Source organism: Sphaerisporangium melleum (genome assembly GCF_014646695.1).
Lineage (GTDB): Bacteria > Actinomycetota > Actinomycetes > Streptosporangiales > Streptosporangiaceae > Sphaerisporangium > Sphaerisporangium melleum.
On the sequence record NZ_BMNT01000048.1, the window covers coordinates 24391 to 43695 of the forward strand.

Annotated in this window: 17 protein-coding genes; 8 read left to right on the forward strand and 9 right to left on the reverse strand. The window is 71.2% G+C overall.

The annotated features are described in order from the left end of the window. Positions 1–7 precede the first annotated feature (7 nt). Positions 8–889 carry a class I SAM-dependent methyltransferase gene (locus IEY93_RS32145; RefSeq protein WP_189166929.1) on the forward strand — a complete coding sequence of 294 codons (882 nt, stop codon included), beginning with the start codon at positions 8–10 and terminating at the stop codon, positions 887–889. 112 nt (positions 890–1001) lie between these two features. Then, positions 1002–1727, forward strand: coding sequence for a sulfotransferase-like domain-containing protein (locus IEY93_RS32150; protein ID WP_189166930.1), 726 nt, complete (start codon positions 1002–1004; stop codon positions 1725–1727). Here IEY93_RS32150 and IEY93_RS32155 read toward each other — a convergent pair. After that, on the reverse strand, positions 1709–2968 hold the full coding sequence (locus tag IEY93_RS32155; protein WP_189166931.1) for an MFS transporter: 1260 nt from the start codon (positions 2966–2968) through the stop codon (positions 1709–1711). The two genes, IEY93_RS32150 and IEY93_RS32155, sit on opposite strands and share 19 nt — an antisense overlap. A 473-nt stretch (positions 2969–3441) precedes the next feature. Between IEY93_RS32155 and IEY93_RS32160 the strand changes: the two genes are divergently transcribed. The 4 genes from IEY93_RS32160 (at position 3442) to IEY93_RS32175 (ending at position 8115) form a co-directional block, all read left to right on the forward strand. Beyond that, positions 3442–3981 carry an NYN domain-containing protein gene (locus IEY93_RS32160; protein WP_189166932.1) on the forward strand — a complete coding sequence of 180 codons (540 nt, stop codon included), beginning with the start codon at positions 3442–3444 and terminating at the stop codon, positions 3979–3981. Between the two features lie 101 nt (positions 3982–4082). Then, entirely contained in the window at positions 4083–5360 is a 1278-nt protein-coding gene (locus tag IEY93_RS32165; protein ID WP_189166933.1) for a vWA domain-containing protein, read from the forward strand. A gap of 43 nt (positions 5361–5403) precedes the next feature. Next, positions 5404–6045 (forward strand): DUF4352 domain-containing protein, encoded by a 642-nt coding sequence (locus IEY93_RS32170; protein WP_189166934.1) that lies wholly within the window; start codon positions 5404–5406, stop codon positions 6043–6045. A gap of 258 nt (positions 6046–6303) precedes the next feature. After that, positions 6304–8115, forward strand: coding sequence for an HsdM family class I SAM-dependent methyltransferase (locus IEY93_RS32175; protein WP_189166935.1), 1812 nt, complete (start codon positions 6304–6306; stop codon positions 8113–8115). A gap of 249 nt (positions 8116–8364) precedes the next feature. On the opposite strand, the gene IEY93_RS32180 is transcribed toward IEY93_RS32175, so the two are convergent. The 6 genes from IEY93_RS32180 to IEY93_RS32205 form a co-directional block, all read right to left on the reverse strand. After that, on the reverse strand, positions 8365–9234 hold the full coding sequence (locus tag IEY93_RS32180) for an anti-sigma factor (RefSeq protein WP_189166936.1): 870 nt from the start codon (positions 9232–9234) through the stop codon (positions 8365–8367). Next, positions 9231–9830 carry an ECF RNA polymerase sigma factor SigK gene (gene sigK / locus IEY93_RS32185; RefSeq protein ID WP_189166937.1) on the reverse strand — a complete coding sequence of 200 codons (600 nt, stop codon included), beginning with the start codon at positions 9828–9830 and terminating at the stop codon, positions 9231–9233. Before sigK ends, IEY93_RS32180 begins: the two co-directional genes overlap by 4 nt. An 80-nt stretch (positions 9831–9910) precedes the next feature. Continuing rightward, positions 9911–11332, reverse strand: coding sequence for a nickel/cobalt transporter (locus IEY93_RS32190; RefSeq protein ID WP_189166938.1), 1422 nt, complete (start codon positions 11330–11332; stop codon positions 9911–9913). Next, complete coding sequence (locus IEY93_RS32195) at positions 11329–12663, reverse strand: tetratricopeptide repeat protein (RefSeq protein WP_189166939.1); 1335 nt, start codon at positions 12661–12663, stop codon at positions 11329–11331. Before IEY93_RS32195 ends, IEY93_RS32190 begins: the two co-directional genes overlap by 4 nt. A 53-nt stretch (positions 12664–12716) precedes the next feature. Continuing rightward, positions 12717–14108: a DUF4331 domain-containing protein gene (locus IEY93_RS32200; RefSeq protein WP_189166940.1), complete on the reverse strand. Its 1392-nt coding sequence runs from the start codon at positions 14106–14108 to the stop codon at positions 12717–12719. A gap of 213 nt (positions 14109–14321) precedes the next feature. Continuing rightward, positions 14322–14930, reverse strand: coding sequence for a TetR/AcrR family transcriptional regulator (locus IEY93_RS32205; protein ID WP_189166941.1), 609 nt, complete (start codon positions 14928–14930; stop codon positions 14322–14324). A 157-nt stretch (positions 14931–15087) separates the two neighbouring features. On the opposite strand from IEY93_RS32205, the gene IEY93_RS32210 reads away from it, so the two are divergent. Both IEY93_RS32210 and IEY93_RS32215 read left to right on the forward strand, forming a co-directional pair. Next, positions 15088–16107 carry an aldo/keto reductase gene (locus IEY93_RS32210; protein ID WP_189166942.1) on the forward strand — a complete coding sequence of 340 codons (1020 nt, stop codon included), beginning with the start codon at positions 15088–15090 and terminating at the stop codon, positions 16105–16107. 117 nt (positions 16108–16224) lie between these two features. After that, positions 16225–16650, forward strand: coding sequence for a CoA-binding protein (locus IEY93_RS32215; RefSeq protein ID WP_189166943.1), 426 nt, complete (start codon positions 16225–16227; stop codon positions 16648–16650). Between the two features lie 119 nt (positions 16651–16769). On the opposite strand, the gene IEY93_RS32220 is transcribed toward IEY93_RS32215, so the two are convergent. Continuing rightward, positions 16770–17252 (reverse strand): hypothetical protein, encoded by a 483-nt coding sequence (locus tag IEY93_RS32220; protein WP_189166944.1) that lies wholly within the window; start codon positions 17250–17252, stop codon positions 16770–16772. Continuing rightward, positions 17245–18810 (reverse strand): MFS transporter, encoded by a 1566-nt coding sequence (locus tag IEY93_RS32225; protein ID WP_189166945.1) that lies wholly within the window; start codon positions 18808–18810, stop codon positions 17245–17247. Before IEY93_RS32225 ends, IEY93_RS32220 begins: the two co-directional genes overlap by 8 nt. Positions 18811–19305 lie beyond the last annotated feature (495 nt).

A 19305-nucleotide genomic window follows, 5' to 3' on the forward strand; every position in this document is an offset into this window, starting at 1 on the left:
TTGACAGATGACCCGGTCGTCGCAGAGCGAGATCACCCGCCGCAGCAACGATTACTACCGTGCGGGCGCGCTGGACCACGAACGATGGGCGAAGATCGCCGAGTTACCCGATTACGACCGGGTCATCGCCGGCTTCGACTGGGCGAAGGCCCTCGACGTGCACCGCGGAAAAACCTCTGCCGCCATTCTCGACTGCGGCTGCGGGATCGGATACTTCCCGCGGCGACTACGCGAGAAGGTGCCCTTCCCGCCGCACCTGACATTCGACTATGACACGTTGGACCCGTCATCGTACTCGCTCACCGAGCACCGGAAGAATCTGCCGCACCCTTTCAAGGCGAGACACTCGATCAACAGCAGCATCGAGGACTTCCGTCCAGAGTCATGGCTTGGCGCATACGAGATCATCTGGTGTATGCATTCGCTCTACACCGTGCCGCGCGAACGCCTGCGCGGGGTGCTGAGCACGCTGGCGTCGCTGCTCACCCCCGACGGCAGGTGTTTCATCTACCTGCCGAAGAAGCGGTCGGCCTACATGGCCCTGTTCGACCTCTACCTGAAGGAAACGGGGCACGAGCGGATCCAGCCCTACCTGACGGCGGAGGAGGTCCTGTCGGAGCTGACGGGACCGAACACCCTCACGGTGGCGACCGTCGACTGCGACTTCGACCACTGGATCGACGAGGCCGAGCCGCAGACGCTCGCCACCTATCTGAATCAGATATCCCTGCGCCCGGTCCGGCTCACCTTCGACGAATGGCAACGGAACACCGGCTTCGCGTCCTACCTCGACGAGGCGTTCGACCCCGAACGGTCGGCGTGGCGTTTCCGGCAGGAGATGAGTCTGATCTCATTCTCCCGGCGAAGTGGTGCCCAAGGGTCCGCATGAGGGTTCTGTACCGGATTTCCGGAGAGCCGGGCCGCCGTCTCCGCACCCCTCTGGAGACAGGGCGCGATCGGCCGTGCCCGGCCCAGGCGCGAACGACGACAGGGAGGGTCTGATGAAGAAAATCGCCTTGTGGGCCATCCCCAGAGCCGTGGGAACGGCCTTCGAGCGTGTCTTTCTGGAGAGGGATGACACCACCGTCGCACACGAGATCTTCATGCCCTCGCACTACTACAGCAGCCACCGGGCCAGCACCCGCTACAACGGGACCGTCGCGCCGAAGCCGGAGTACGAGTACGCGTACATCAAGCAGAGCATAGGGGGGATGACCGGCCGGCCCGTCCTCTTCTTGAAGGAGATCGCCTTCCACATGCGGGGGACCTTCGAGGTGGATTTCTGGTCGGACTTCACCCACTCGTTCATCATCAGGGACCCGCGGATCTCGATACCGTCTCTCTACCGGCTCATGCCTGACGCGACTTTCGAAGAGACCGGCTTCGCGTGCATCAAGGACATTTTCGACCTGGTGCTCGAAAAATACGGGAAGACCCCGATCGTGGTCAACGGCGAAACCTTCCGCCGGCACCCGAAAGAAACCCTGGAATCCTACTGCCGCCTTGCGGGAATCCCCTACCAGGACACGACCACCTGGCACACCGGGAAAGTGATTCCCGAGTGGCGGCAGTGGGAGGAATGGCACGCCGAGGCGCTGACCAGCTCCGGCATCTTCGAACCGCCGCCCAAGCCGCGCCCCGTCGAGCTGCCCGCCCATGTCGAGAAGATGATAGCGGACGCCCTGCCCTACTATAGGGAGATCAACCGCTATTCGATCACCGTCTGATCGGTCCCGCTTCGGCTCGGTCCCCGATAGGAGCGGGCGGCCCTGAAGGCGAGCCCGGCGGTGATCGCGATGATACCGCCCAAGACCATGAGCATTGCGATCGAGTGGTCGGCGATGATACCGCCCAGCACGGCAGCGGCGATATTCGAAAGAAAGAACATCGACGCGATGGCGCCCATCAGCTTGCCCTGCTCGACATACGCATACGAATCGGACAGCCAGGCGTTGGAACTGCTGTTGAAGATGGCCAGCGAGACACCGAACGCCACGAAGACGGGGTAAAGGGCGAGCAGTCGACCCGGTACCACGAAGAGGGCGATGCTCACACCGATCAGCAACATACTGCAGAAATACAACTGCCCCGTGTTCCATCGACGCAGGATCGGTCGCATGGCGACCACACTCACGGTGATCATCGTGGCGGTCGCGACAATGGTGGCATAGCCGATCTGCTCGGGCGTCGCATTCCATTTCTCCACCATCAGGGCCGGAAAGAACTCGTGATAGATGTTTATCGTGAAGGTGATGAAGAACTGGACGGCGAGAGACGCCGTCAAGCCGGGAGCCCTCCAGAATGAGACCGAACCCCGCCTGGGGGCTTCGCCGATCCGGATCCGGGTCTCCGGCATGTAGGCTCTGCACGCGACGGCGGCCAGCACGCACAGGGCTGCCGCGAGAAAGAACGGCGAAGCGAAGTGCAGGTGTGACAGGAATCCGCCGAGCAGTGGTCCCGTCAGGTAGCCCGCGTAACCGGCCGAGCTCAGGTAACCGAAGGCCACCGCCTTGCCGGCCCCCAGATCAAGGTCGGCCACCACCGCCCTCGCCACACTGACATTACCTTCGCAGACACCGGTGAGAAATCGAGCGAGGAACAGTAACGCGTAGTTCTCGGCAACGATCGCATATCCCGCGAGTGCGTTGGTGAACACGCCCATGATCAAGGTGAGGAAGATGACCCTTCTTCGTCCCACACGGTCGGACAACTGCCCGAGATAGAAGCTCCCGATGAGCGTCCCCAACGGGTAAACGGCCACGAGCAGGGCGAAGAGCATCGTCGGGGTCAATACGCCGGACCGCGCGATGGCCGAATCCGTACCCAGGAACAAGGGAGCGAACACCGGGTAGGGCATCGCGGTGCCCACGTAGCCGAGCAGGGTCACGGCGATGACCGACCAGAGCGCAGGAGTCATCGTTTTATCGGCGGGTCCTTCTTTGCCGACCCTTTGACGCGGACAACTCATCAACGAATGCTATCAACACATGATGGCATACCGATAGTTCGACGATGAGTCAGATATGCGCGCCGATTCGTACTCCAGCTCGGGGCCGGGCATTCTCGCGTTATCTGGAGGACTTTCGCACGGCCGCCGCCGTCCGGCGCCATCGAGGGCGGCGCCTCGCATCCGCACACCGGGCTCGCGCCGGAACGCCCCCGGCCGGGCCCGCATGGAGCGTGGCGACCAGCAGATCCTCGGTCGGGAGCGCCGCCGGCATGGCGTCGCGGGCTTCAGCCTCCAGTCCGGCCTCACCCTCCCCCGAGCCGCGTTCTGCGCCCAGGCGGTCCATGTCTCCCGCAGCACGGCATGCCTCCGCACGATGCGAGCCTCGCAGAGAGCGATCGCGAAGCTTTCACGAGAATTGGTTTGTGCATCGAGTTCACATGTGCTCTCATGAGAGTAGCTGCACATCACCGATCTCCGGAAGGACGCGTATCGTGATCACCCCCGTCACGCACCTGGACGAGTTCCGCACCCGGGCCTCGCGCACCGGCCGCCGTTCCCGCCGGCTGAAGCACGAGGAGTCGCTGCGGCACGGCCGGGCCATGCACCTGCTCGACATCGAGAATCTCGTCGGCTCGACCCGGCCCACGACCAGCGAGGTCGAGGAGGTGATGACGATCTACGAGGCGCTCGTGCCGACGGGAGCGATGGACCACCGCGTCGTCGCGGTGAGCCACCTGGCGCTCCTGCCGGCCGGGATCGCGTTCCACGGCGTACGGCTGCTCGCGCGCTCGGGCCCCGACGGCGCCGACCGGGCGCTGGTCGAGTCCGCGTACGACGACCGCATCGACCGGCGGTTCGAACGGGTGGTCATCGGCTCGGGTGACGGCTACTTCACCGGCCTGGCCACCTGGCTGACCGAGGCCGGCCTGCACGTCACCGTCGTCTCCCGCGCCGGCTCGCTGAACCGCCGCCTCGCCGCCGCCGTCCCCGACGTCATCCGCCTCGAACCCCCCGCCTCGCACGCCGCCTGAGAGCCCAGGAGCGGGTGTCGCCCGGACCAGCCCGGCGACACCCGCCTCCCTGCCCAGGCCGGCCAAGGCGAGGCCCGGCCGTACGCGAAAGGACCCGTGTCATGCACGTCACCGCCCATCTGGACCTCGACGTGGTCCCTCTCGACCAGCAGGACGAGGTCACCGTCCTCGTCCAGGTCACCGCTCCGCGGCCGGAGGCGTCCGCGTCCCGGCGGCCCGCCACCCTCCAGGTCGTGCTCGACCGCAGCGGTTCCATGGCCGCCGGGCGCCTCGCCGGGGCTCAGCGGGCGCTGCTCGCCCTGGTGGACCGGCTCGACCCGGCCGACGACTTCGGCCTGGTCACCTTCGAGGACACCGCCGTGGTGAACGTGCCGACCGGCCCGCTGACCGACAAGCGGGCCGTCAAGCACGTGATCGCCGAGCTGCGCCCGGGCGGTTCCACCGACCTGTCGAGCGGGCTGCTGCGCGGCGTCCAGGAGGCCCATCGGGCCTCCGGCGGGACGGGCGCCGCGCTTCTTTTGATCTCCGACGGGCACGCCAACCTGGGCACCACCGACCCGGTGAAGCTGGGCCAGGTGGCGATGGCCGCGCACCGCCAGGGCGTCACGACGACCACCCTGGGCTATGGCCTCGACTACGACGAGGAGCTCATGGCCGCCATCGCCGACGGCGGGGCCGGCAGCGCGCTGCACGCCGCGGATCCCGACACCGCCGGGCAGCTCATCGCCGGTGAGGTCGACGGCCTGCTCACCAAGGTCACCCAGGCGGCCTCCCTGGAGGTCGTCCCGCACCATCCCGTCACCTCCGTCCTGCTCTACGGCGAGCTGCCCTCCTCCCGGCTGCCCGGCGGCACGGTCATGGCCGAACTCGGCGACTTCTACGCGGGTGAGACCCGCAAGGTGCTGCTGCGGCTGCTCGTGCCCGCGGTAGCGCGGCTCGGAGTGGTCTCCATCGCCGAGCTCGTCTTCCGGTACGTCGAAGCCGGGACGCTGACCGCCTACACGGTCACCGTCCCGGTCACCGTCAACGTGGTCCCCGGGGACGTGGCCGCCGGCCGGGCCCCGGACCTGACCGTACGGGCCGAGCGCCTGTTCCAGGAGGCGCAGGACGCCAAGCGCCGCGCCTCCGACGCGCTGCTACGCGGCGACGTCACCGGAGCCGAGCGGCTGCTCAGAACCGCCGGAGACGAACTCGAGAAGGGCCTGTCCTGGGCGCCCGACGCGGCGGAGCTGACCGCCGAGATCGAGGAACTGCGCCGGTACGCCCGCGACTCGGCAGTGGACCGCAAGCGCGTCTCCAAGGAGGCACGCGCGGGCTGGCACCGCGCCACCCGCAAACGCGGCCGCCCCGCCCCCGGACCCTCCTCTAACGAGAGCTGAACCCTACCCGGCCTGACCGGTTCCCCCTGTGAGGAGTTTCGTCATGCATGGAGACCGCCGCAGCGACGGCGTCCCGCCGTACGGCTACGCCCAGCCGTACCCGCAGACCGTGGTGGTGCGCAAGAAGGGCGGGGGCTGCCTGCGTGCCTTTCTCATCGGCGCCGCGGTCATGGCCGGCCTGATCATCCTCGGCTCGCTGCTCAGCAGGGGCGGCGACGCGCCGGAGTCCGCCGGGACCGGCCCCGCGGCGGCGTCCGCGCCCGTGAAGAAGCAGCCCAGGCCCAAGCGGGCCGGCATCGGCGACGTCGTCAAGGACGGCAGGTTCGCCTTCAAGGTGACCAGGGTCGAGAAGGGCCTGACCCAGGTGGGCGAGGGGTTCACGATCTCGAAGGCACAGGGCCGGTACGTGCTGGTCCACCTCGTCGTGAAGAACATCGGTGACGAGGCGCAGCTCTTCAGCGACTCGGCGCAGAAGCTCATCGACGCCAAGGGGCGCCAGTATGACGCGGCGTCCGGGGCCGCGGCCCTCGGCCTGAAGGATTCCAACGCCTTCCTCAACAACATCAACCCGGGCAACTCGGTGCGCGGCATCCTGCTCTTCGACGTACCGAAGGACCTCCACCTCCGAGCCGTCGAGCTGCACGACTCCATCTTCTCCGACGGCACCACCGTCACCCTGCCCTGACCTCACCCCCGCCCCCCGCATCACCGGCTTCGGTCGGCTGTCCTGCCCACCGCCCTGGGCAGCGAACCTCTGGCCGGGGGGTTCGGGGCGGCGTGAATGGGTTTCACGTGTCCCCGAACCGTGACGCCGGGGTTTGGCGTCCTAGACTACGGTTGCTTCCAGCGGAGGAAGTCCGGCATCTGACGCGCCGGGGGCAAGACCGGGAGGCCGGCGATCAGCGGAGACGAGGCGACCGTCACCTCGGCCGACATCGCGCGCATGGCGGGTGTCGGGCGGGCCGCCGTGAGCAACTGGCGGCGGCGGTACGAAGACTTCCCCCAGCCGGTCGGGGGCACGGCGACCAGCCCGACGTTCTCGCTGAAGGCGGTCGAGGCGTGGCTGCTCGGCCAGGGCAAGGTCGAGGAGCTGCCGCTGCGCGAGCGGGTCTGGCAGCAGATCAGGATGGCGGCCGACGACCTGCGGCTCGGCGACGTGGTGGCCGAGGCGACCGAGCTGCTGCGCGGTCAGGGCAGGCCCCACCTGGTGCCCCGGCCGGCCTGGAAGCTCATGCGGGAGTACGCCGGCGAGCAGGGCGCGCAGGAGGCCGTCCGGTTCCTGCTGGACCGGTTCGCCGACGTGCAGTCGCGGCGGCTGGCCGAGACACCCGCCGAGGTGGCCGCGTTCATGGTGAAGCTGGCCGGTCCCGAGGCCCGCACCGTCCTGGACCCCGCGTGCGGCCTCGGGACGCTGCTGGCCACCGGCGGCGCGGCGGAGCACGTGTACGGGCAGGAGAGCGAGGAGGCGCTGGCCCGGCTCGCGCAGGCACGCCTGTCCCTGGCCGGGGCCAAGGGCTCGGTGCGGACGGGTGACTCGCTGCGCGAGGACGCCTGGCCCGGGGTGACCGTGGACGCGGTGGTGTGCCACCCCCCCTTCAACGAGCGCAACTGGGGGTACGAGGAGCTGGCGGGCGACCCGCGCTGGGAGTACGGCCTGCCGCCCAAGTCGGAGTCCGAGCTGGCCTGGGTGCAGCACGCGCTGTCGAAGCTGAAACCCGGCGGCGTCGCGGTCATGCTCATGCCGGAGGTCGCCGCGAACCGGCGATCCGGTCGCCGGATACGCAGCAACCTGCTCCGCCGGGGCGCGGTGCAGGCGGTGATCGGCCTCCCGCCGAAGCTGGCCCCCGGGACCGGCCTGCCGGTCCACGTGTGGGTGCTGCGCAGGCCGGCGCGGGACGACCGCACCCCGTCCCGGGTGCTGATGTGCGTGGCCGAGCCGGCCGGCTTCGACGCGATCGCCGAACGCTGGCAGGCGTTCCACCGCGATCCCGACCAGGTCGTGGACGTGCCGGGCGAGAGCCGCACGGTGCCGATCATCGAGCTGGTCGACGAGGACGTCGACATCAGCCCCGCGCCGCATGTGGGCGGAGCGGAGCGGACGGCGGGCGACTACGCCGAGGTTCGTACGACTCTGCTGAGCGGGCTCGAACGGCTGCCCGCCCTCGTGCCCGACGTGCTTTCCGGCCCGGCGCGCGACCTGCCCATGGCTCCTCTGGCCGAGTTGGAGCGCACCGGAGCCCTTTCCCTCCATCAGTCGGGCCGGTACGACCTCGACGGCTCGGGGGAGCTCGTCCTGGAAGCGGCGCAGGTGTTCGGCGGCGAGCCCGCCACGTCCCGCACGCGCCCGGAGGACCGGATCGTCATCGAACCCGGCGACGTGGTGGTGGCCAACCGCGATCGTGAGGTCGCGACCAGAGTGGCCGAGGCCGGTGACGCCGGGCTGCTCCTCGGACCCCGCCTCACCCTGCTGCGCCCCGCCCCGGACCGGCTCGACCCGTACTTCCTCGCCGGGTTCCTGCGCATGGTGCCGGTCACCACGGGCACCCAGTCGGGCATCACCCGCTTCGACGCCCGGCGGGCCCAGGTGCCGCGGCTCCCACTCGACGAGCAGCACCGGTACGGGCAGGTGTGGCGGCGGCTGTTCGCCTTCGAGGCCGGGCTTCGCGAGGTACACGAGCAGGGACGCCGGATGGCCGAGTCGGTCACCCTGGGCCTCACCGCCGGCACCCTCCACCCCCCCACCGCCGAACTCTAGACGTATCTGCTGGTCATGCGGGCCATGCCCGACCGCACTCAGGAGGAGCGCGCCGTGCCGGATTACAGCGGTCCCTGGCCCCCCGATGAGGTCGAACTCACCCTTGACGCTGCCACTGACGTCGATCTCGATGCCGAAGAGATCCTCGATCGGCGAGGCAACCGCATCGATCGGGCTTACGTGGACGCCGCCGTGGACCATGTGCGCCGAACCGTCGGCCGCGTTCCGCTTCGCGCATCCGGCAGGCGTTCAGGTGGTGGGGAGGGTGACCAGGAGGAGGGGCTTGGTGGTGGGTTGCGAGGAGCCGCCGGCGGGTTCGACGGTCACGCCTAGCTTGGTGGCACCTGGCGTGGGGGTGGTCACCGTGGGGGGCGTCGCGCCGGTGGGGTCGGTGCTGAGCAGGCCCGCAGAGCGGATGCGGTCCGGGGCGATCTGCCAGAGCTGGTAGGTGCGGTCGCCGGGCAGCGGCGCGAGTCCCGATGCCAGGAACACCATGCCGCCCCTGGAACGCGAGAGGACCACGGTGCCGCGGCCGTTCTTGCCGGTGGCCGTGGCCAGGCGGGCGTCGGGGGCGGCCAGCACGGCCGAGACCTGCTCGCCGGCCCGCCGCACCTGGTCGAGGCTGCTCTGCAGGCGCACGGTCGCGATGCCCAGGACGACCACCGCGACGGTGGCGGCCGCGGTCACCACGGCGAGCCAGGGGCGCCGGCCCGCCGGACGCCGACCGGACGGGCGCCTGGCCGCTGAACGCGAGTCCGCCCGTCGCCCGGTCGCCGCCCACGGGTCCGCCGGACGCACGGCCTCTGCGCGCGGGTCCGCCGGGGGACGGTTCGTCTGGCGGCGGCGGCCGCCGCGGCGCTCGCGGCCGGCGGGCTCGGGGGTTTCCGGCGGAAGCCGGCGTACCTGCTCGATCGAGGCCATGACGCGGCTGCGCATCTCGGGTGGCGGCGCGACGGCCGCGGCCTCGCCGAGCCTGGCCGCCGTCTCGGTGAAGGTGACGAGCTCCGCGGCGCACTCGGCGCACTCGGCCAGGTGCTCCTCGAAGCCACGGCGTTCCCGCTCGTCGTCGATGGCGTTCAGCGCGTAGGCGCCCGCGAGCGTGTGCGGATCGGGGTTCATCGCTCCACCCCCAGGCAGTCGCGCAACCGGATCAGCCCATCGCGCATGCGCGTCTTCACCGTCCCCAACGGGGCCTGCACCAACTCGGCGACCTCACGATAGGAGTATCCGCCGTAATAGGCCAGGGTGACCGCTTCGCGCTGTAGCGACGTCAGCCCTTGCAGGCAGCGGCGCAGCCGCTCGCGCTCCAGCCGGCCCTCCACGGACTCGGCGACCTCGTCAAAGGGCCGGTGAACCTGCATGCGCGCCACCTGCTCCTCCCGGTCACCGCCGGCCTTCGCCGAACGTACGCAGTCGATGGCCCGCCGGTGCGCGATCGTCATCACCCACGCCGGCACCGATCCCCGGGCGGGGTCGTAGCGGGCCGCGCTCCGCCACACCTCCACCAGTACCTCCTGGGCGACCTCCTCGCTCAGCGCGCGATCGCGCAGCACCCGCAGCACCACTCCGTAGACGCGGGGCGCCAGCACGTCGTACAGCCGCTCGAACGCCACCCGGTCGCCACGCGCGACCGCGTCCAGCAGCTCTTCGAGGGCGGGCGGCGGCTGCGTCGCACGCCACCCCTCCCCCTCGCGCCGCTCACCATCAGATCCCATTCGCCCTCCCGGCCGAAGACCACCGCGCACGACTCGCACAGAGGGGTACGCAGCAGCGAGCGCCATGGATGAAAGAGATGTCAGATGACCCCGGCGAGGCTGCGGACCGTGAGCCCCGCACCGAGGACGACCACCAGTGCGGCCGTGCCGAGCGGGGCGAGCGCGGCGATCCGGGCCGTCCATCCATTGCGGGCCACGGCCAGCCGGTCGAGGCGGGCGGCCAGCTTCACCAGCAGCAGTCCGGTGACCGTGAGCGTGGCGGCCAGGCCGAGCCCATAGGCTCCGACCAGGGCGACACCGAACCAGGTGCGGCCGAGCGCCGCCGCGCCGAGCAGCACGATCAGCGCCGACGGGCTCGGCACCAGGCCGCCGGCCACGCCGATTCCGATCAGCGAGGAATGGCCGTGTCCATGCCCATGGCCATGCCCATGGGCGTGTCCATGCCCATGGCCCGGATTGTCGCCGGGGCGGAGGGCGGAGCGGAGGAGGCCGAGGCCGACGAGGCCGATGAGCAGGCCGCTGGCGAGGCCGAGCCAGGACAGCACCGACTCCCCGGCCACGGTCGTGAGGGCGCTGATCAGCAGGCCCACCACCAGTACGCCGGCCGTGTGCGTCGCGGTGACCGTGGCTCCGACGACCAGGGCGTCACGCGGACGTCCCCGGCGGCCGGCCAGGTAGGCCGCCATGATGGTCTTGCCGTGCCCGGGCGCCAGGGCGTGCCCGGCGCCGAGCACGATCGCGAGCAGGACGGCGAGCAGGCCGAGCGGCACGGTGAGCGTCGACCTGCCGACCAGGCCGGTGAAGGTGCGGTCCACCGCTTCGAGTGCCTCGCCGACGGGGCCGCCGACGCCGAAGACGGCACCACCGCCGATGCTCGTCCCACCCCGGCCGGCGCGGTCGCCTTCCTGGGGGAGGCCGGGAACCGCCGGGCCCGTCCCCGCGACATGGAGGGTCACCGAACGCTGGTCGAGCGGGTCGGCGAGCAGGTCCGCGGGGTACCTGCGCAGCTCGTCGCTCGAACTGACCGCGGGGACCGGCGGCCGGTCGAGCCGTACCCCGCGGGAGACGGCGGTGATCTCCCGCCAGCCGATGCGCTCGCCGAGGAAGGCATCGGCGAACACCACGGTGGACGAGACGGCCGCCGGGGCAGAAAGGGCACAGGTCAGGCGGCTGGTGCGCAGGCCACCCTGGCCGGCCTCGTACCGGAAGGCGGCCCGGCCCACCTGCCAGGGCACCTGCGCGCCGTCCACGGTCAATCGCTGGGCACGGGCGAGCGCCGCGCACGTGGTGGTGGCGTACGCGGCCGTCTCCTCGGCCGAGGCCGCGCCGGACCGGTCGGTGTCCACCTCCGGTGCCGCCTGGAGGGTCGGCAGCTCGGCGTAGTCGACGATGGCGGTGTTCTCCACGCGGTCCGGCAAAATCTTCAGGCCGTTGTAGTGGTTGACGGTGAAGTTGCCGAGCGGATGGGCCGCGACGACCGCGGCCAGCACCAGGGCGATCATGAGAACCTCGCGAGGGCGGGCAGCTTCGGGTCGAAGCGCGGGTTGTCCGCCTTGGCCTTGGAGAACGAGCGGCCGGAGCCGCGCCCGAGCGCCCGCTCGATCGTGCCGCGGTGGTGCAGGAACAGCGCGTTGCGCCAGCCACGCGCGGTGGCCTTCTTCGCGTACGGCAGGGCCCGCGCGGACCGCCCGGCCTTGTGCAGCGCCCAGGCCAGGGCGTCCGCGGCGACCATGTTGGGGTTCCTTGCGTACTCGGCCTCGGCGTGCCGGACCGCCTGCGCCGGCGAGCCGTGGTCGGCCTCGAACTCCGCCCAGGTCAGATCGTCGCGCACCCCGTTCGCGGCCATCAGCGTCTTCTGCGCGCGCAGCATCCGCCACTGCTCCCCGGGGTCCCGGCCCAGCTTCAGCAGCACCTCGCCGTACTCGATGACGTACTGAGCGAGGGGGAGGCGCGCCACCACGTCCGCGTAGCCCGCGGCGGCCTGGTCGAGCCGTCCGCCGAGTGCCGCCACGCGGGCCCGGCCGGCGAGCGCCGGGACGTACTGCGGCACGGCCCGCAACGCCTCGTCGTACCGCCGCTCGGCCCGGCGAAGGTCTCCGCGGCGCAGGGCCAGCTCGCCGAGGTAGTACTGGCAGTACGCGATGTCGTGTGGGTCGAACGCGTCGCGCAGCGCCGCCTCCAGCAGCTCGCCCGCCCGGCGTACGTCACCGCGCAGTTCGGCGTCGTAGGAGGCGCGGGTGAAGGAGGCGACGCCCGGTTTGAGGTCCATCATCCGCTGGACGGCCTCGGAGGCCTGCCGGTACTCGCCGAGCTGGGTGTGCGCGTCGGTCAGCACGCCGTAGGCCGCCGCCCCGTACGGGTTGACGGCGGTCGCCCGCCGCGCCAGCCGCACGGCCTGGGCGAACTCGTGGCGTCCTGCGGCCAGCGCGGCCTGCCCGGTGAGGACGGCGGCGTCGTCCGGGGCCAGCGCGGCGGCCCGGCCCAGCGCCGCCTCGGCCTTGGCGTAGGAGGAGGGGTCGGCGGTGACCCTGGCCTGCTCGACGTACGCCGCGCCGAGCGAGGCCCACGCCTGGTGGTCACCGGGCAGCCGCTTCAGCCTGGCCCGCAGGCCGGTCACCGCCTGGGCGAGACCGGCGGACGAGACCGGGGTCTCGGCGTACGCGCCCGCCGCCGGGGCGATCGCGGCAGGGGTGGTGGCGGCGTCCCGGCCGGCGGGCGGGAGCAGCGTCGCGCCGGCCGCGACCGCCAGCGCGCCCGCACCGGCCAGGACGGCCGTCCGGACCCACCCGCGAGGTGTCCTGATCCGCCGGGGAGGGCGGTCGGGATCGGACATGGTGGTTCTCCTGATGGTTGCGTGGTGGTTCGCGGGCCGGCCGGCCGTGCGGCTCAGCGCTGCTGGTTGACGGCGGCGGTGTGCGGCAGCGGGACGTACGGGAAGCGGCCCTCCAGCGGCCGGTCGTTCTCGTTGACCTGGTCGCCGGTGGCCAGGGCCTGGACCAGCTCGCCCGACTGCGCGGCGCCCTCGACGGCCTGCAGCGAGATGTCCACCACGTCGTCGCCGAGGCGGCGGCCGTTCGGGAAGCCCTGCAGGTCACCGGCGAGCACGCCGAGCCGGTTGGGGTCACGGGCGGGCGGGACGGCCATGTTCAGCCGCAGCATCTCCGAGGGCCGGAAGGCGCGGGCGCGCGCGTCCCTGTTGAGGAGCTGCGAGTTCAGGTCGGCCTTGATGGGGCCGTTGGCCTTGGCGATACCGGTCAGGAAGATCTCGACGAGGTCGGCGCGCGGGGTCTTGGGCGCGGGGATCTTGTAGATGGCCTCGATCAGCTTGGGCAGCTCGGGCTTGGTGACCCGCTGGACGACGGCGGCGATGCCGGCGTCCTTGTCCGGGCTGATGGCGTTGAAGGTGTCCTTCAGACCGGCCGGGAGGACCACCTCGTTGACCAGCGGGTTCCCCAGCCGCGACACCTGGCGGTAGCCGCCCGGGCTCCACTTGTCGGTGGTGCTCCAGACGCCGACGACCGGGTTGCGGCGCGCGTCGCCGTTCAGCGCCAGCTCGTGCTTGGGCACCTGGAGGGCGATGCTGTGCACGTTGTACCCCTTGAGGGTGTCCTGTCCGACCTCCGACAGGTCACCGCCGTACAGCAGGTCGAAGACGCGCAGGTCGAGGAAGAACGGGTCGTCGGCCTGGCCGGCGAAGGTGCGGCCGCCGTTCGGCAGCCCCTTGACGGACTGCGCGCGTAGCGTCGCGTAGTCGGGCATGGACGCGGCGCCGGTGTTGGAGGGGGCGACGACGCCGTTCCTGACCAGGGTCACCGCGCCGCGGCGGGTGAACTTCCTGAGCGTGTAGCGCTGGCGGAACAGCAGGTTCTCGTCGTCGATGGAGGTGACCTGGCCGTTGTTGTAGAGGAAGGTCGTGGTGCCGCGCCGGTCCTCGTCGCGGAAGGTCCACTGGTAGACGACGTCCGGCTTGGCGTCGCCATCGTTGTCGATCTTGATGTTGTAGCGGGACCGGGTGTCGAAGGTGTAGAAGTTCGGCCCGCCGGTCGGCTCCTCGAAGGGAAGCCAGTTGGCGATCAGCGTCACGGTCTCCGGCCTGTCGGGGCTGGTGAACGCGTACAGGTCGGTGTTGTCGTTGCGCGGGTCCCCCGCGATGAGCGGGGCCTCGCGGTGCGAGGACGCGCCGCTGGTCTCGGGACGGAGAAGGGCGAGCGAGGAGGCGGACAGCGCTCCCGCGACGCCGAGCGCGATAAGGGCTCGCCGGTTGATCCGGAGCTCCATGTCGGAGAAGGTCCTTTCGGCGGCCGGTCGGCGTACGACCGGGCGTTGGCTGAGCGGAGAGGTCCGGCCGGGATCCTCATCCGGGCATACGCAGCCGCGGCCGGTTCGGATTGGTCATCGGGCCGATCTTTTTAAAAAATCCCCGCCACACCCGAAAGTCGCCCGCCGCGTCGCCCACCACGGGACGCCGCCCTCGCGTGGCCGCCGGCCGGGCTAGTGCGGCAGGCGCAGGCCGGCGATGAGGAGGGCGACCAGCCGGCGCGCGTCGTAGCCGGGGTCGCTGTCCGCGCCGATGCAGAGGTTGCCGACGCCGCGCATGAGCTCCTCGGCCCGGTAGCCGGCGCGGATCTCGCCGGAGGCGACGGCGGCGTCGAGCAACCGGGTGCACACGGGCACGAGGTTGTCCAGGAAGTAGGCGTGCAGCGCCTGGAAGCCGGTGGTGTCCGTCCTGTCCGCCCTGTCGGCGAGCAGCACGTCGGCGAGCCGGTGCTTGGTGACCAGGAAGTCGACGAACAGGTCGATCCATCGCTCCAGCGCGGCGTAGGGCGTCGCACTGGTCGCCAGCAGGGCCGGACCGGCCTCGGCGCAGGCCTCGATCTGGTGCCGGTACACGGCGATGATGAGGTCCGCCCTGGTCGGGAAGTGGCGGTAGATCGTGGCCGTCCCGACGCCGGCCTTGGCCGCGATGTCGCGCACCGGCGCGTCGACGCCCTTGGTGACGAAGATCGCGGCGGCCGCGTCGAGCAGGGCCTTTTCGTTGCGCCGGGCGTCCGCACGCTTGGGCCGGGCCGCGCCCCCTTCGCATCGGTCGCCGTGATCCATCGTGCCGTTCCTTCCACCACCGGGATTGCTAAACGGGACATCGTTCCGTATCGTCAATCGGGACAACGTTCCGGTTAACCATGATGCCATGAGCGACGGCTCGGCGACAGGCGGGCGTTGTGAGCACGCATTCCCCACTCCCTGAGGAGACACCGTCATGCAGTACCGCACCCTGGGCCGCACCGGCGTACAGGTCAGCACCCTCTCGCTCGGCGCCATGAACTTCGGCGCGATCGGCCGCACCCTCCAGGAGGACGCCACCGCGATCATCGACGCCGCCCTCGAAGCCGGGATCAATCTCATCGACACCGCCGACCGGTACAGCCAGGGCGAGTCGGAGGAGATCGTCGGCAAGGCCATCGCGGGCCGCCGCGACGACATCGTGCTGGCCACGAAGGCGGCCCTGCCGATGGGCGACGAGCGCAACCACAAGGGCGGCTCGCGCCGCTGGCTGTACACCGCGCTGGACGACAGCCTGCGCCGCCTCGGCGTCGACCACGTCGATCTGTACCAGATCCACCGGTGGGACCCGACCAGCAGCGACGAGGAGACGCTGTCGGCGCTGACCGACCTGCAGCGCGCCGGGAAGATCCGCTACTTCGGCTCCTCGACCTTCCCGGCGTACCGCATCGTGCAGGCCCAGTGGGCCGCCCGGGACAACCACCTCGGCCGGTACGTCACCGAGCAGCCCGGCTACTCGATCCTGCAGCGCGGGGTCGAGACCCACGTCCTGCCGGTGACCGAGCAGTACGGGCTCGGCGTGCTGGTGTGGAGCCCGCTCGCCTCGGGCTGGCTGTCCGGCGCGGTGCGCGAGGGCCGGGAGATCACCACGCACCGCTCGGCCGTCCTGCCGGAGCGCTTCGACCTGTCCCTCCCGGCCAACCGTGCCCGGCTCGACGCGGTGGAGCGGCTGGCGAAGGTCGCCGACGAGGCCGGGCTGACGATGATCCAGCTCGCGCTCGGCTTCGTGAACGCCCACCCCGCCGTGACCAGCGCGATCATCGGCCCTCGCACGCTGGACCACCTGCACTCGCAGCTCGCCGCCGCGGACACGGTGCTGCCGGCCGATGTCCTCGACGCCATCGACGCGATCGTCACGCCGGGCGTCGACCTCGCCCCCGAAGAGAAGTACGACACCCCGCCCGCCCTGCTCGACCCGTCGCTGCGCCGCCGCTGACCGCCTCGGCCGGCCGCGCGGCGGGCGTCCGGCACGAAACGGGGGCCGTCGCCGGGCTGCACCGGTGACGTCATCGTGCGGGAAACGGGAAGCGGTGCGGCGCCTGTCGTGTTGACGATGGGCGTGGACGATCGTTTCGCGGATGAGCGTGTCATCAAGCGGTTGCTGAACGAGTCGCAGATCTGGGCCTTCGTCGGGCTCGGCGACGATCCGGGCCGGACGGTCTACCAGCAGGCGCGCCTGCTGCAGCAGAGGGGCAAGCGGATCGTCCCGATCCATCCGGCGGCCAGGACGGTGCTGGGTGAGCAAGGATACGCCTCGCTGGCCGAGGTACCGGTCAAAGTCGACGTCGTCGGCGTGTACCGGCGGACGGAGTTCGCCGGGCAGGCGGTCGACGAGGCGATCGCGGCCCGCGCCGGCGCCGTCTGGCTCCCGCTGGACGTCATCGACGAGGCCGCCGCCCAGCGCGCCCTCGACGCCGGCCTCGACGTGGTGATGAACCGCTGCCCCGGAGTCGAATGGGTCCTGCGCGGAGGCGCCTGACGATGCCATCGACGCGGGCGATCGCCGCTTCGCGCAAGGGGAGCGGACGGGGCCGCGTACGAGGGTGATCGCCGTCGATCACCCGAGGCCCGATGCCGGCCGGGACGGAGGGTGGCGGCCTACTCCGTGGCCGGCGTCATGTGGCCCCTGCGGCGCAGAACGACGCCGCCGACGAGGGCCAGGAGAGCTGCGACCAGGGTCAGCGCGAAGAGCACGATCATCGGGTTGACCCAGGGCGGCACGAGGTCGTAGGCGGTCCCGCCGTCCCACAGGCAGGTCGCGGCCACCGGGAAACCGTAATGGGTCGCGACGCGGACGAACTCGCCGTGCGCGTACACCTCCGCGGGTGCGGCGGCCGCCGCGCACATCTGATCGGGGTCGAGCACGTAGATGCCGGACCCGATGCCCCACGCCCAGCAGAGCGCGACGCCGAGGGCGGACATCGCGGCGAGTTCGGCCAGCGGTTTCGCCGCCAGGACCTCCGCCGCCGAAGGCGGCCGTCCCCTGAGCAGCGTCCGTACCCCGCGCAGCACGAGCCGGATGGCCAGCACGAGGAAGACCAGAGGCGCGACGAGCAGAGAGCCGACCATGATCTCAAGCATTTGCGCCCGTCCCTTCCCGTGATTCGTGCCGATCGCGCAGGTCCTGCGGGTCGTGCCCGACCTGCGGGTGGTGCAGGCCACGCCGGGTCTGCGGGTTGTGCCGGGCTTGCGGGTCGTCCCGGTCGTGCGCATGTCGTCCGGGTGGTCGTACGGCGGCGGCGGAGAGGACCGCGACCACGGCGAGGCCGAGCAGGGCCGCGTTCGCTCCGTGGCTGCCGATGTCGAACAGGCGGCCGACGGCGAGACCGCCCACCAGTGCCATCGCGCCCGACAGGAAGCTGAGCAGCCCGAAGTACGTGCCGAAGCGTCCGGACGGCGCGCGGCGCGTCACGGTCTGGAACAACGCCGCCTGTATCAGCCCGGAGGCCAGTCCGTGCAGCACGGCGGCCATGATGAGCAGGGCGATCGCCCCTGCGCCCTGCGGGACGCCCAGTGGCAGAACGCCGGCCGAGATGACGCGAGCCGGCGGGCCGCCGGCCAGTGGAATGCCCCCGGGAGGGAGGGCGAGGAGGATCAGGTAACCCGCTCCGGCGCAGAGCAGCCCGCTTCTGAGTACCCAGGGACGCTCGGCGGCCCGGCCGCCTGCGGCGCACCAGGGCTGAACGGCGGCGGTGGCGATCGCGACCACGCAGAAGAACAGGGTGCTCGCCTGCCCGCCGACCTCCTTGAGCGGGACCACGGTCACGACCTGATCGGCGAGCAGCGTGCTCGGCGCCACCGTCGCGGCGAAGATGAGGAACCGCCGGTCACGGAGCACCGCCGACGTGCGCTGCAACGGCCCGCCGGAGCGGCTGGTGCGGAGCGTGGCCAAGGTGCGGCGGAACGACCCGGCAAGGTGGCCGTTGCCGGCTCGCGCTTCCGTGGCGGCGCCGCGTGCCCGGTCCGGCGCCGGGCATCGGACGCCGGCGTGGAGCGGGCAGGATGCGTCGCGGGCCCGTGTTCGTCTCGCGGCCCGGTACGTGCCGCCGCGTGCCGGGCGGAGGAACAGGAAGATGAGGGCTGCGGTCCCCCAAGCGACCACCGCCAGCGCCGCCAGGGTCCCGAATCCGCCGGCGGTGAGCAGGAGCAGCCCTGCCGGTGGCCCGGCCACCGCACCGACCTGCCCGGCCATCAGGTAGGCCGCGAAGCCCCGGGAACGGCGCGCCCGTGCCACGCCGGCCAGCAAGGACTGAGCGGACGGGTGGAACAGGGCTCCGCCGGCCGCGAGCACAACCGCGGCGACGAGGAGCCCGCCGAGACCGTTGGCCGTGCCCAGAAGCGCGAACCCGGCCGCGCGGAGGGCGCATGCCAGCGATCCGGCCCGCCCGGGTCCGATCGTGTCGGTGATCGCGCCCGCCGGCAGGAACAGCATGTACTGGACGGCGACTCGCAGGCCGAGCACCAGGCCGATGGTTCCGGCGAGCAGGCCCAGGTCGTGGCGCAGGTGCGTGACCAGGTGCGCCATGACGGCGAAGAAGCCGATCGATATGGCCAGTTGCACGACGATGACGATCACGATCACCCTGCGCCCAGCGGCCGGGGCTCCGCTCTCTTCGCATTCGTCGGGGTCGGGTGTCATGGCAGGGGTACCGCTAGGTGTGCGGGACGCCGGTCTACCGCCGCGCAGACGCGGGCGAAGGCCAGATGGGCCGGCGGAGGGGCGACGGGCGGGCCCGCGATGGAAGGCCGGTGGAGAGGATTCACGAGACGGCGGAAGGTCCAGTCGATCGGTCGGGTCTCCAGGGCGGCGGAGCGGCGAGGTCCGGTCGCCACTGGCTGGATTCGGATGGTCGGGCAGTCAGGGTTCCTGGATAGGACGCTGGGCCCCAGTCCGGTCACCTGCCCGCCGAGCAGACCAGATCTGTCGCCATATGTCCAATATCGCGGCGACGGTGCATTCGATATCGCTCCCGATATCCCCCCTGCTCACCGCCCCGTCCGAGTCGCCAGAGCAGTGGTCGACACCCTGCGACATGGCTCGCCGTCATCCGGTGCGGCGGGGGCGGCACCGGATGACGGCGGCGGTTACGAAATCGTCCCGACGACCCCGCCGCGCCTCTCCCGGGCGGCAGGT

Excerpts from the sequence above, each read along its gene's own strand:
- IEY93_RS32145 (WP_189166929.1), top strand. The coding sequence starts at position 8 with ATGACCCGGTCGTCGCAGAGCGAGATCACCCGCCGCAGCAACGATTAC.
- IEY93_RS32150 (WP_189166930.1), top strand. The coding sequence starts at position 1,002 with ATGAAGAAAATCGCCTTGTGGGCCATCCCCAGAGCCGTGGGAACGGCC.
- IEY93_RS32155 (WP_189166931.1), bottom strand. The coding sequence starts at position 2,968 with ATGAGTTGTCCGCGTCAAAGGGTCGGCAAAGAAGGACCCGCCGATAAA.
- IEY93_RS32165 (WP_189166933.1), top strand. The coding sequence starts at position 4,083 with ATGCACGTCACCGCCCATCTGGACCTCGACGTGGTCCCTCTCGACCAG.
- IEY93_RS32170 (WP_189166934.1), top strand. The coding sequence starts at position 5,404 with ATGCATGGAGACCGCCGCAGCGACGGCGTCCCGCCGTACGGCTACGCC.
- IEY93_RS32175 (WP_189166935.1), top strand. The coding sequence starts at position 6,304 with ATGGCGGGTGTCGGGCGGGCCGCCGTGAGCAACTGGCGGCGGCGGTAC.
- IEY93_RS32180 (WP_189166936.1), bottom strand. The coding sequence starts at position 9,234 with ATGAACCCCGATCCGCACACGCTCGCGGGCGCCTACGCGCTGAACGCC.
- sigK (WP_189166937.1), bottom strand. The coding sequence starts at position 9,830 with ATGGGATCTGATGGTGAGCGGCGCGAGGGGGAGGGGTGGCGTGCGACG.
- IEY93_RS32190 (WP_189166938.1), bottom strand. The coding sequence starts at position 11,332 with ATGATCGCCCTGGTGCTGGCCGCGGTCGTCGCGGCCCATCCGCTCGGC.
- IEY93_RS32195 (WP_189166939.1), bottom strand. The coding sequence starts at position 12,663 with ATGTCCGATCCCGACCGCCCTCCCCGGCGGATCAGGACACCTCGCGGG.
- IEY93_RS32200 (WP_189166940.1), bottom strand. The coding sequence starts at position 14,108 with ATGGAGCTCCGGATCAACCGGCGAGCCCTTATCGCGCTCGGCGTCGCG.
- IEY93_RS32205 (WP_189166941.1), bottom strand. The coding sequence starts at position 14,930 with ATGGATCACGGCGACCGATGCGAAGGGGGCGCGGCCCGGCCCAAGCGT.
- IEY93_RS32210 (WP_189166942.1), top strand. The coding sequence starts at position 15,088 with ATGCAGTACCGCACCCTGGGCCGCACCGGCGTACAGGTCAGCACCCTC.
- IEY93_RS32215 (WP_189166943.1), top strand. The coding sequence starts at position 16,225 with ATGGGCGTGGACGATCGTTTCGCGGATGAGCGTGTCATCAAGCGGTTG.
- IEY93_RS32220 (WP_189166944.1), bottom strand. The coding sequence starts at position 17,252 with ATGCTTGAGATCATGGTCGGCTCTCTGCTCGTCGCGCCTCTGGTCTTC.
- IEY93_RS32225 (WP_189166945.1), bottom strand. The coding sequence starts at position 18,810 with ATGACACCCGACCCCGACGAATGCGAAGAGAGCGGAGCCCCGGCCGCT.